Source organism: Komagataeibacter diospyri (assembly GCF_006538165.1).
In the GTDB taxonomy this organism is placed as follows: Bacteria; Pseudomonadota; Alphaproteobacteria; order Acetobacterales; family Acetobacteraceae; genus Komagataeibacter; species Komagataeibacter diospyri.
This window is the reverse complement of sequence record NZ_BDLU01000056.1, coordinates 35,228-47,825: the sequence shown is the minus strand read 5'-3', so window position 1 is coordinate 47,825 and position 12,598 is coordinate 35,228. Positions and strand designations below refer to the sequence as shown.

8 protein-coding genes and 2 tRNA genes are annotated in these 12,598 nt (G+C 57.4%); 7 read left to right on the top strand and 3 right to left on the bottom strand.

All coding sequences use genetic code 11. The features are described from left to right. The first annotated feature begins 243 nt into the window (after window positions 1–243). From MSKU9_RS13170 to MSKU9_RS13145, 6 genes are all read left to right on the top strand, one after another. Entirely contained in the window at window positions 244–462 is a 219-nt protein-coding gene (locus tag MSKU9_RS13170; protein WP_141261854.1) for a hypothetical protein, read from the top strand. Next, window positions 459–1,130, top strand: a complete 672-nt coding sequence (locus tag MSKU9_RS13165) for a helix-turn-helix transcriptional regulator (RefSeq protein WP_141261853.1) — start codon at window positions 459–461, stop codon at window positions 1,128–1,130. Before MSKU9_RS13170 ends, MSKU9_RS13165 begins: the two co-directional genes overlap by 4 nt. Before the next feature lie 84 nt (window positions 1,131–1,214). Then, window positions 1,215–3,020 carry a translation elongation factor 4 gene (gene lepA, locus MSKU9_RS13160; RefSeq protein WP_141261852.1) on the top strand — a complete coding sequence of 602 codons (1,806 nt, stop codon included), beginning with the start codon at window positions 1,215–1,217 and terminating at the stop codon, window positions 3,018–3,020. Between the two features lie 145 nt (window positions 3,021–3,165). Continuing rightward, window positions 3,166–3,256 (top strand) — tRNA-Ser (locus tag MSKU9_RS13155). A gap of 1,177 nt (window positions 3,257–4,433) precedes the next feature. Then, window positions 4,434–6,128, top strand: a complete 1,695-nt coding sequence (locus MSKU9_RS13150; protein WP_227002497.1) for a lytic transglycosylase domain-containing protein — start codon at window positions 4,434–4,436, stop codon at window positions 6,126–6,128. A 724-nt stretch (window positions 6,129–6,852) separates the two neighbouring features. Continuing rightward, window positions 6,853–7,617 (top strand): SDR family NAD(P)-dependent oxidoreductase, encoded by a 765-nt coding sequence (locus MSKU9_RS13145; RefSeq protein WP_141261851.1) that lies wholly within the window; start codon window positions 6,853–6,855, stop codon window positions 7,615–7,617. A gap of 148 nt (window positions 7,618–7,765) precedes the next feature. On the opposite strand, the gene MSKU9_RS13140 is transcribed toward MSKU9_RS13145, so the two are convergent. After that, window positions 7,766–9,133, bottom strand: a complete 1,368-nt coding sequence (locus MSKU9_RS13140; RefSeq protein WP_141261850.1) for an 8-oxoguanine deaminase — start codon at window positions 9,131–9,133, stop codon at window positions 7,766–7,768. Between the two features lie 385 nt (window positions 9,134–9,518). Between MSKU9_RS13140 and MSKU9_RS13135 the strand changes: the two genes are divergently transcribed. Further along, window positions 9,519–10,082 (top strand): DsbA family protein, encoded by a 564-nt coding sequence (locus tag MSKU9_RS13135; protein ID WP_141261849.1) that lies wholly within the window; start codon window positions 9,519–9,521, stop codon window positions 10,080–10,082. A gap of 153 nt (window positions 10,083–10,235) precedes the next feature. Here MSKU9_RS13135 and MSKU9_RS13125 read toward each other — a convergent pair. Next, window positions 10,236–10,310, bottom strand: a tRNA-Thr gene (locus MSKU9_RS13125). Window positions 10,311–10,406: 96 nt separating this feature from the next. After that, on the bottom strand, window positions 10,407–12,533 hold the full coding sequence (locus MSKU9_RS13120; protein ID WP_141261847.1) for an AsmA family protein: 2,127 nt from the start codon (window positions 12,531–12,533) through the stop codon (window positions 10,407–10,409). Window positions 12,534–12,598 lie beyond the last annotated feature (65 nt).

Below are 12,598 nucleotides of genomic sequence, written 5' to 3'. Positions count from 1 at the left end.
GGGAATATGACAACGCACCCACTTCATGCCTGAATATAGTAATCAATTCGCCAATGCATAGCGCATGTAACACATGCCACCCTTCTTACTGGCGCAGGCAAACACGCCACGCATGGTGGACATGCCGTAATAATGCCACTATGTGACACGGACAAGCACACACGCCCATACCTGAACCCCGGTCGCGATCCATCGTGAAAAGACGGCGGTGCGCATACCTTGTTCCTTGGCGGTCCCTGTCCCATGTGGAATGAACCTTATCTTGAAACATGCTGTCGTTCGGCCCTGCACCGCCTGAAACTGAGCGGTCATGACGGCCGCCCGGCCCACGTGCCCGATGCGCCCTGCCTGAACCGGCTCAGCCACATGGGACTGGCGCGCAGCGAAGAAAACGACCGCTTCATCCTGACCGGAGCGGGCGATGCCCGCCACCGGACCGAAATACTGAAATTACCCGCATGATCAGCCATGACGACATCTGGCGCGCCATCGACCGGCTGGCCGCAGAACGGGGGCTGACACCTTCCGGCCTTGCACGGGCGGCGGGACTGGACAGCACGACCTTCAATCCGTCCAAACGGATCACATCATCGGGCCGTCCCCGCTGGCCCGGAACGGAAAGCCTTGCACGCACACTGTCGGCCACGGGCATTTCGTTTGAAGGGTTCAGTCGCCTGCTGTCTGGCCACCACGATCCCGAGGTATCGAGCAAGGCCCATCATTCCCATCTCAGGATCGCCCCCTTCTCGCAGCTTGCCCACCCCGAACTGTTTGACGAAACCGGGCTGCCAGATGGCGAACGGTGGGAAAAGTGGGAATTCCATGGCATGGCCGACCACCATTCCTATGCCGTGCATGTGGATTGCGACACCATGGAACCGATCTTCCGCAAGGGCGGCACGCTGGTCATTTCCCCTACCGCCGCCATCCGTGTGAATGACCGTGTCCTGCTTCATACCCCGCAGGGCACATCATGCTGCGGGCTGGTGGCCGAACGCTGGCACGATGCGCCGGTAACCGCCCCCCTGCATGAACTGGTGCGCATAAAGGGACTGGCCGCGATCGAGGGGGAGGAAATCATCGTTGACGGCGCGACCCGTATCCACCGCATTACGATGGCCTGCATGTAACATTGCGTGCAGGCGGCGATATTTTCCGTATTATCGTGACAGGTAGCGGCTGACTTTCTCCCCGATTTACACTATGTCTCGCCCATGACCGACACGCCCCTCTCCCTGATCCGCAATTTCTCGATCATCGCGCATATCGACCATGGGAAATCCACCCTGGCCGACCGCCTGATCCAGGCATGCGGCGCGCTGACACAGCGGGAAATGACCAACCAGGTTCTGGACAACATGGATCTGGAACGTGAACGAGGCATCACCATCAAGGCGCAGACCGTGCGTCTGTCCTACCCTGCCGAAGATGGCAAGACGTATGTCCTGAATCTCATGGACACGCCGGGCCATGTGGATTTCGCGTATGAGGTCAGCCGATCGCTTGCCGCGTGCGAGGGGTCGCTGCTGGTGGTCGATGCGTCACAGGGGGTGGAAGCACAGACACTGGCCAACGTGTACCAGGCCATCGACGCCAACCATGAAATCGTGCCGGTCCTCAACAAGGTAGACCTGCCCGCCGCCGACTGCGCGCGCGTGAAGGAACAGATTGAGGAAGTCGTCGGCATCCCCGCCGATGACGCGGTTGAGGTTTCGGCCAAGACCGGCCTGAACATCGAGGCCGTTCTGGAAGCGCTGGTCAAGCGCCTGCCGCCCCCCACCGGCGATGCGGAGGCTCCGCTCAAGGCGCTGCTGGTTGATAGCTGGTACGACCCCTATCTGGGTGTCATCACGCTGGTACGCGTGAAGGAAGGTCGCCTGAAACGCGGCATGCGCATCCGCATGATGTCCACCGGCGTGGTCCACCAGGTGGATCAGGTGGGCGTGTTCGCCCCGCGCATGACCAACGTGGACGAACTCGGCCCGGGTGAAATCGGTTACATCAACGCCGCCATCAAGACCGTGGCCGACACCAACGTGGGCGACACCATTACCGATGACCGCCGTCCGGCCAGCGACCCCCTGGCGGGCTTCAAGCCCTCCATTCCTGTGGTGTGGTGCGGCCTTTATCCGGTCGTGGCCGATGATTTTGAGAAACTGCGCGACAGCCTCTCCAAGCTGCGGCTGAATGATGCCTCCTTCCATTACGAAGCCGAGACTTCCGCGGCACTCGGTTTTGGCTTCCGCTGCGGATTCCTGGGGTTGCTGCATCTTGAAATCATCCAGGAACGCCTGAGCCGCGAGTTCAATCTCGACCTGATCGCGACCGCCCCTTCTGTTGTCTACAAGATGCAGCTGACCAATGGGGAAACGGCGGAACTGCACAACCCCGCCGACATGCCCGACCTGTCGCTGATCGAGAAAATCGAGGAGCCATGGATCAAGGCAACGATCATGGTGCCTGACGAATACCTTGGCGCGGTGCTGACCCTGTGCAGTGAACGGCGCGGCGCGCAGGAAGACCTGACCTATGTCGGCAACCGCGCCATGGCGGTCTATCGCCTGCCGCTGAACGAGGTCGTATTCGACTTCTACGACCGCCTGAAATCGGTCACGCGCGGTTACGCCAGCTTCGATTACCAGATGGACGGGTATGAGGAGAGCGACCTCGTGCGCATTTCCATCCTTGTCAATCAGGAGCCGGTGGATGCCCTGTCATTCATCGCCCACCGCTCGGCAGCCGAAACGCGCGGGCGCTCCATCTGCGCCAAGCTGAAGGAACTGATCCCCCGCCAGCTGTTCAAGATTGCGGTGCAGGCCGCGATCGGCAGCCGGATCATTGCGCGTGAGACCATTGGCGCCATGTCCAAGGATGTGACGGCAAAATGTTATGGCGGCGACATTTCGCGCAAGCGCAAGCTGCTGGAAAAGCAGAAGGAAGGCAAAAAGCGCATGCGTCAGTTCGGCAAGGTCGAAATTCCGCAGAGCGCCTTCCTCGCCGCACTGAAGATGGACCAGTAACCCCTGTCCCGACCTGTCACACCATAATTGTGACAGGTTGGACGGACATGGCGTTTTCCACTTGCGCCAATAAAAATTGGTGATATGTTCCGCACGCATCGGACCCTGCCATCCCGACAGGATGGAATATAGTCTGGTACCGGCTGGAGAGATGGCCGAGCGGCTTAAGGCGCACGCTTGGAAAGCGTGTGTACGTTAATAGCGTACCGTGGGTTCGAATCCCACTCTCTCCGCCATATTCTATATTTTCCCCATAAAATTGACCATTTAGCTGCGCACGGCATTACAGTTTTTTATGATGTAGTGACATATCGCAGGGTATGCGTGACGTGCATGGTATTATCTGCCGTCCGTGCATAATACCTAGCAAGCTCTACAGCGATACAATATCTGCGTCGGACAGGTGCCCGCATTGGCCGCTTACGCACCCCTCCAATCTTCTCCTTAATGGTATCTCGTACGCATTCTGTGACCTCTGTCAGCATCAAGGGCATCGCAATGAATATGAAGTCCCGATACCGCCGCCAATCATCCATTTACGCAAACAGGGCTGATCTCCTTCGGGCAACTGTCGACCAACCGAATAACTGACATCTGCACTGGCTAGAAAAAGAAAGCAGAAATGCCGGTTCCAGAAATCATAAAAAATATAGCTGGTTGAATTCCCCCCCAGACTACCGATCAATGCCACAATGGCAATTTATCCTGCTGGTAACATGACTTCAGCAGGTGAACATGGTCCTTCACAGCGATTGGCGAGTTGCGGACACTCCAGGCAAGAATAGAGCATTGCCCGGTCCATCAGGGTGGCCCAAATCCGCCCATGGCCAGATGCCAATCCCACTGTATCCAGTGGTTACGCTGGGCAACGGCCGCCTGCGCCTGACGGACAGTGTTAAGAGCGCCTGGCATGGCGTAGCCTCTACCGTCATTCTGAAAATCTTTTTGCAACCGGGTGCCCATCTGGTCGCTGAACGCATCGTTAGCCGTATGGCTGTCGCCAATCTTACGAAGCAGGGGCGATGTGGGAACCTCTGATTGCGATGATACGTTTTTGTGGCAGGACACCGCCACAGGATCTGCGGCATAGGATATCGGTTGTTTTTTCCGGCGTTATGGAATGGCGAACCGGAGCCTGGTGCAGACGCACGAACCACTGAGGGCTTTCATCATACGCAACACCTTTCCCGGCGTTCCCCACCGGGCGGTAGCTATAGGGAAAGATCTTGCATGCGCTTCATGAGCATATCACGAACATGGAGACGCATCCCACCATTCCGGCAAAACGGCGAAAGACACCGGCAACCCGCCCGGGATCGGCCTGCCGCCGCGGACATCTGGTCGCAACGCAGGGCGAGAACGACGGGCTGTTACAGACTGCAATCAGGCCCCGACAGAGGCCAGACCGACAGAGTGAAATTCTGGTGTTTATTCATTTTAAAATATCTGTTATTGCCAAAAATTATGCGGTATATTTTGCAACATTTAAAAAACAGGTCGGCAACTCTATCCGCCATTGCTTTTATTTCTATTTTTTCTTTAGAAACGGTATCTTGCCAGGCGTCTGATATTTCAGATCATTCATCGCTGGTGGATGAAGTTGCCGTAGCCGTCCCCACAAAACAAGGACAGACCGCCCTATTCCATCCGCTTTCCCCAAGTGACGCCTCCCGTATCCGCACAGCTTTTGCAGATCAGTCCGCCGGCAATTTTAGACAGGCAGATGTCCTGCTGAAACAACTGAAGGATAACAGCCTGACCGGCACTGTGCTGGCTGAACGGTGCATTCATACATCATATGCCTGTGCGACACCCATGCTGGAAGACTGGCTGGTGCATTACCAGGACCTTCCCTCAGCCCCCATGATGCGGGCATTGCTGGAATCCCGCACCGATCTGCCGGCGAATACATCAACGCGATCCCCGGCAACAGCACCTGTCAGTGGAAATGGTACATCCGGGGACACCATCAACGCAGCGGATGCACAAAATCTTTATATACAGGGACACGATCAGGTCGTTCTCAGCAAGGCCATGCCCACATCCGTCCTTAGGGACGTGAGCGGCAAGGTGGCATTTTATGCAGGCCTGTCTGCCTGGCGGCTGGGGAAGATGCAGCAGGCACAGCTCCTGTTCGCATTGGCTGCCAATGCTGATAACGGTTCCAGAGATTTACGTAGCGCTGCTTCCTGGTGGGCAGGTCGTGTAAGCGGGCATACTGGCAATACGAAAGATGCCTTGCGCTGGCTGGTACAAAGCGCCCGTTGCAAAGACTGCTTTTATGGGGTGCTTGCACGCCATGCCCTCAATAAAAACGGCGCACAGATGTATGATGCGGGCGTGCCCACGGTTGTTGATGTCAGTGCGGTTTCCGCGCGGCCCGCAGGCCACCGTGCCCTGGCGCTTCTTCAGGTTGGCCGCGTGGATTTAGCCGAGGCCGAACTGCGCACTGACTGGGTGAGTGCAGAAAATACCAATGCGCGCCAATCCATAGGGCTGATTGCACACGCAGTCGGGGACGCGGCCGAAACATCCGATGCAGCAGCCAGCCGCGCGGGTACCAGCAAACTTGTTCCTGGTCACACTATTGACCTACCGCAGCATTTTACCCCACGCGGCGGGTTTGTGGTGGATCCGGCGCTTATTTATGGAATTGTTTCCATTGAGTCGCGCTTTCAGCCCACGGTCGTCTCCAGAAGTGGTGCAAGGGGACTTATGCAGCTCATGCCGCGTACAGCCGCAAATTTCGTCGGCGGCCAAAAGGAGGATTTAAGTAATCCTTCCATCAATCTGCAGGTCGGGCAGCGTTACCTGATGGCACTTGCCCGGGACGGGCAGATCAACAATCATCTTATCCGCCTGCTGGCCAGTTATGCAGTCGGCCATACCGCAGTGGCCCACTGGAATGCCTCCGAACACAGCAACAATGAGTCTCTGGCCTTTCTGGAGGCCATTCCCAACCCCAGGATCCGGAACTGGATCGAGACAGTACTTCTCCATAGCTGGATGTATTCAGAAAAGCTCAATCGCCGTCCCATAAGCCTTGACCTGCTGGCTGAAGGCAAGAAAGCCAATCTGCCGCTGGAATCGGAAACATCCCTACAGTAAAGGATGATTTTTACTAATAATATTTTGTTTTAATTTAATAATCAGTATGCACAAACAGAATTCCGACAAAAATTTGCGTAATGTTCTTTCCGGATGCCGATGATCTGTTCTTCCATACACTGGCAGTATTTCGACATCCGTATCCCTCTTATCCGACCTCCACTTCAAAATGGTCATGGTTCCGGGTAATGCATCACGAATTTTTTCGAGACAGATTGACGAATCTACAGGATCATCTTCATGGGAAGACCTGAATTCATATAGATATACAATTGACATTACATTCATAAACCTTGGTAAAATGTAAATACGATTGTAAATTATGGTATAAAATTCCCTTTTCTGGTCCGTTATCTCAGGATAATTCCTTATTCACGGAGACGGGCCGCCTGCTTCCGACGCGCCAACCGCGTCTGGCACTGTTCGTATCGGGCATAACAATAATACAGTATAATACCATCAGGCCCTGCCAGCATATGCCGGTATATTGATGCAGAGGAGTGAAGGGTTATCGACGTATCATTTTATTACAGATATCATGAACAAGGTCAGACAAGGGGCAGGCATTCCCTTGCACCGCAGGGAAAAGCCCTTGCAGAATGTCGGGTCTGGCGCGTATCAGGCGCTACGACAGGATATTGCGGTCAGGGAAGTATGTAGTTCATTGGAAAAGAGTTATTTAAACGACAGAACCTGCAAGCCAGCGACAGACAGGGTCGCCGTCGTGACAGGGGCAACCGGTGGCATTGGGCAGGCACTGGTACGTCGCATGATCGGGCGCGGCTATCGAGTAATCATATTATCCCGACAGGCACAGGTGAACATGCCCGGCGTCATGCCGGTTGTATGCGACCTGACCAATATGGACAGCATATGCAACGCTGCCAGAACAATTATCCAGCATGCGCCGCAACTGGACGTTATCGTGCATTGCGCAGGCATCATCACACCCCGACCGGTTGGCCAGATGGGCACGCAGGAAATCGCCGACCAGATCACGGTGGACCTGACCGCCCCCATTGAACTGACTAATGCCCTGCTGCCAGCGATGCGACGCGGTGGACATATCGTATTCGTCAATTCCATGGCGGCGGTTTTTCCGCTGGCGGGCAGCAGTGTCTACACGGCGGCCAAATTCGGCCTGCGCGGTTTTGCCCGTGCGCTGGAACAGGAACTGCGTCCCCGGCGCATACAGGTGTCATCCATATATCCCGCCAGCGTCAATACACCCATGCTGCGCCATGAAATGGATGCAGGCGGGTCAATATACAATTTCATTGACCAGCCACAGGAACCCGATGTCACGGCGCAACGGATCCTGGAATGCTGCGAACGTAACAGCCGGGAAATCTTCAGTTCCGTCTTTGACAAACTGTTCACCCATGCCTGCCTGGCGTCCCAGGGGCTGCTCAACCTAAGCCTGCCGGTCATGAAAATTCTGGGACGGATGGGCTACCGTACCTACAAACGGCGCACCTCACGCATGTGACGGATCAGGAATTGCCTCAAGCAGTCGGCTCATGAAGCGCCCTGCAGATTAAACAAAGTTTTTGGTGAAGTTTTTCCAAAAGTTTCGAAGAATGCCGCCTTTTAAAAAAGGCGGCACCCAAAAACTTTTATTTTTTATCAATCATTTATCAGGAATTTTCTAACAGGTTACGGGCCAGCGCATTATGCTGCCGGGCCAATGCGGCCGGGTCATGCGCCGTAAACTGTCCGTCCCGGATCAGCACCCGTCCATTGACGATGCTACAGGCCACCCGCCCCGGCGTGCAGAACACCAAGGCCGCCACCGGATCGGACTGCGCGCCCGCATGGTCAATCCCGCGCATGTCGAACGCCACGATATCCGCTGCCATGCCGGGGGCAAGATAGCCGACATCATCGCGTCCCAGAACCGCAGCGCCACCGCGTGTTGCCAGTTCCAGCACCTCACGCGCCTGCATCATGGGCTGGTTATCACCTGTGGGCAGCAGACGCCCCAGCAACATGGCCTGACGGGCTTCCCCCAGCATATGGCTGCCATCGTTCGAGGCCGAGCCATCCACCCCCAGCCCGACCCGCATGCCCGCCGCCGCCATCCGGCGTACCGGGGCAATACCCGATCCCAGCCGCATGTTGGAACACGGGCAATGCGCCATACCGGTAAGGGTCGCGCCAAAACGGTGAATACCCGCGTCATCCAGTTGTACACAATGGGCATGCCAGACGTCCCTGCCAACCCAGCCGGTGTCCTCGGCGTATTCGGCGGGGGTCATGTTGAACTTCTCGCGGCTATAGGCAATGTCGCTGGCATTTTCAGCCAGATGGGTATGCAGCATCGTCCCCGTCGCGCGGGCAAGGGCAGCGGCATTGCGCATAAGGTCGCGGCTGACGGAAAAAGGCGAACACGGGGCCACTGCAACCCGTAACATCGCCAGTGGCGCGGGATCGTGGTAGGTTTCGATCACGCGCTGCGTATCCGACAGGATGGCGTCCTCATCCTCCACCACGCGGTCCGGCGGCAGGCCACCCTTGCTTTCACCAACGCTCATCGCGCCACGGGCGGCATGGAAACGTATGCCCATCTGCCCTGCCGCCTCAATTTCATCATCCAGCCGCGCGCCATTGGGAAACAGGTACAGGTGGTCGCTGGTGGTGGTGCAACCCGACCACAGCAGTTCCGTCATGGCCGTGCAGGCGGAAACGCGGATCATGTCCGGCGTCAGTCCCGCCCATATGGGATAGAGCGCCTGCAGCCACCCGAACAGGGATGTATCCTGTGCCGCGGGAATGACACGCGTCAGGGTCTGGTACATATGGTGGTGGGTATTGACCATGCCAGGCATCACCACGTGTCCCGTCATGTCGATAACATCATCCGCAGCGGGCAACGGGTCCGCAGGCGTTCCGATGGCCGCGACCTGCCGGTCATGCACCAGTACCCATCCCCCTTCGATTTCGCGCCTGTTCCCATCCATCGTTACCAGACGCAGCGCATTTTTGAGCAAAAGGGAACGGACCATGCATTACCACCTTGGAAATTAGTTCAGGACAACCAGTCGATAGAAATAACAGGAGCTTTTGGACACTGCCTTTTTTCAAAAAGGCGGCATTCCCTGAACCTTTTTGAAAAAAGCTTCACCAAAAACTTTTTCATGTCTGGCAGGATATCGCATCGACAGATTTCTGGAACCGTTCATGGAGAAAGGGAAACGTTGCGTTTATGCAGGGTTTCCAGCGGAGTGCCTATATGAAAGACCACTGCCCGCACGACCGGCACGCTGCGGTCCATTAGGCATATGCCCTGTCCGTAGAGTAAAAAAGACATTGGATGAACCGCCAGGCTTCACCCATGTTCCATGGCAGGAAACTGTCCACTCACCACGCCAGCATGAAGGAACCCAGGCAATGCCAGCAACCCCGTCCCCCCTGCATGTCGATCCGCTTGTATGGGGCCATGGCCCGCGTGTTTTTGAAGCTTTCCTTGAACCAACCTGCCCGTTTTCGGTTCGTGCGTTCAACAAGCTGCCCGACCTGCTGGCCAGGGCGGGGGAAGACCGGATCACCATCAGGCTCCGCCTGCAGTCCCAGCCATGGCACATGTTTTCCGGTATCATCATACGGTGCATCCTTGCGGCCTCCACACTGGAAGGGGGCAGGGATACAGCCCGCGCCGTCATGGCGGCCGTAGCTGCGCATCGTGAGGAATTCGAATTTACCGATCACTGCGCCGGTCCCAATATGAATGCAACGCCAAACGACATCATCAAACGGATCGAACACTATAGCGGCGTGAAGCTGGCTGCGGCCTTTGCCGTGCCTGAACTGCAGAAAGCCATCAAGTGGCAATGCAAATATAGCCGCCAGAACGGTATCCACGTTTCCCCCACCTTCATGGTAGACGGCCTGATCGACCCCGCCATCAGCAGTGGCGATACGGTCGAGGCATGGATGGAGCGTATTTTCGCCTGAAGGACGTTTTGGTGAAGCTTTTTTCAAAAAGCTTCGAAAGAACGCCGCCTTTTTGGAAAAAGGCGGCACCCAGAAACTTTTGCCATTCTTTACCAACCGGAATCCCACGCGCCACAGGCGCATTGCATGGATTACCGTATTTTGGGGAAAAAATGGTGCCGGGTGAGGGATTTGAACCCCCGGCCTTCGGTTTACAAAACCGCTGCACTACCACTGTGCTAACCCGGCATGACAATGAACAACGTCCGGCAATATGGACGATTCACCGCACCTGTCCCCCTTTTTGCCGAAATGCCCCGCATGGTCAAGCAGGGATTCCACCCTTTAATGCGCGGCCATCCGGCGTGCCCATACGGCACGGATACGGTCACGTTCAGCACGGCTCAGGTTACCGGAAACCGTGCCGGTTGCCTGCTGTGCCGCAGGAACCTTGCGCGCCCGTGCGGCACGGCGCGCAGGACGCGAGGCATGGGGCGCGATGCCGGCGGCGGGGTTTTCATTCACCTCCCTGATCGCCTCGGCGCATGACGACTGTTTGCCCACACCCGCCTCGATTGTGGGCAGCAGCCCCACGGGAGAGAAAACAAAGCCCGTCAGCACCGACGCCACAGCCCGGCCGATTACTTCCGCCCCGGGCATGATGCTGGGATGCTTGAGCGGCCCGGTAATGTGCAGCGGACCGGGAAAGGATGCGATGGCAAAGTGGCGGGAACGTGTCAGCAGGGCATATTTGATGGTGTTGTCACTGAAGTTGATATCCCCCTTGCCCACCGTGGAGGTATCGCCCGTTTCCATCAGCATGGTTCTGGTATGGAACACGCCATCACGCAGCGGCATGTCCGCGATCAGGCATTTCAGGTCTGTCCTGGCAGGCAGGCCAAGGGCGGACAGCAGCGCCTTGCCCAGTTCCAGCCCCAGCAGGTCGGGCAGAATGGCGGAAATATCCCCGCCTTCATCCAGCGCCATGGTCACACCGCCATTGCCATCACCCACGATCTGCGCCAGCGACTGCCCATGGCCATGCACCATGATATGGCCACCAATCGTTCCCTGCCCCTGATAATTACCCAGTGCCTGCATGAGGCGGGACAGATCGATCTGTTCCATATCAACCCGGATGCGCGCATCGACACCGTTGCCCTGCGGCACGAAGGTACCGCTGCTGGCAAGTTTCCCCTTGCCCACGCCAAAGCTCAGGTGATGGACATCAATCGTCCCGTCCCGGATATCCACCAGCGCATCGATGTTATCCAGCGGCACATGCCGGTTTTCGATATGGTCCCCATGATAGGCCAGATGGACATTGGTGGCCTTCAGCCTGGGCAGGTTGATGGGCGTGGTAGGCAGTACGGCGCCACTGGCCTCATGCGCCTTCTGTTCCGCCGCCTGCTGCGCGGTGGAGGGATGATCCCCCGGTGTCGCCCCGAAGAAGCCGCCAAGGTCGGCAAGGTCCACATGCCGTGAATGCAGTTCGGCATCCACGAACGTTACCACCTGGTGTGGATCGACACTCAGCGTGCCGCCAAGGTCGCTGGACCCGACCGTACCCTCGAAATCATGGAAGCGCACGCGCTGGTCCTGGTAATCAAGACTGCCCGCCACATGGTAGGTGGGTGTCTGCGGGATCACCACCCCCGTCAGCGGATACAGCAGCGACATGTCCGGCCCCGCCAGCGTCAGCTTCAGACGCGCACCCCGGAACGACAGCGGGTCATCCACCGACCCCACCAGCGTCAGGCGCGTGGGACCATGATGCACCTCGACATCCACGGGATAGGGCTTCGTCCTGTCCGCCAGTGAAACCAGCGCCCCGCCTGAAAAATGCCCCGTGATGGCCTGCCCGGTATAGGTACCGCGTACCTCCGCCACGATACGGGCTTCCGCATCCCCTTTCGCTGGCGTGGTATGCACCTGCGCGCGCATATCGCTGCGCAGGCCCGCATGCACGAAATGCAGCTGCCCGTCGGCAATGTTCAGTTCACCGATGCGTGGCATGGCCGTGGACCCGCCATCACTGCCGCCGGGGAAATGATAATTGGCGGTTCCGTCACGTTTTTCATCCAGTTCCACGACCGGCCTGTCCAGCGCGATCACCGGCAGGTCAACCGTCCCCCCCAGCAGGTGCCACAGGTTGACCCCAACCATCAGATGATCCGCCGTGGCGAATGGCGGCAGGGTGGCAAATCCGTCAGGTTCATCAATATGTACATCGTCGGCGGTGATGCGGACCACGCGGCCTACATGCACATGCAGGTGCGCGATCGTGACCCTGCGCCCCAGCGCGGCGCCTGCCCGGCGTTCCACCAGCGGGATGAACCAGTCCCATGACCAGAAGATGACCAGCGCCAGGATCGCAACCGCCAGAACTCCCAGCACCGGAAAACGTATCCGCGCAAACACGCCACGCCGTTGTGCCGGGGGTGATCCATCCTGACGGTCCGGTTCTGGCATGCCGCGTGCGCTCCTTGTGCAATGGCGGGTAAGGTATCAGATGAACGAATGGCCGCAGGTGGAGT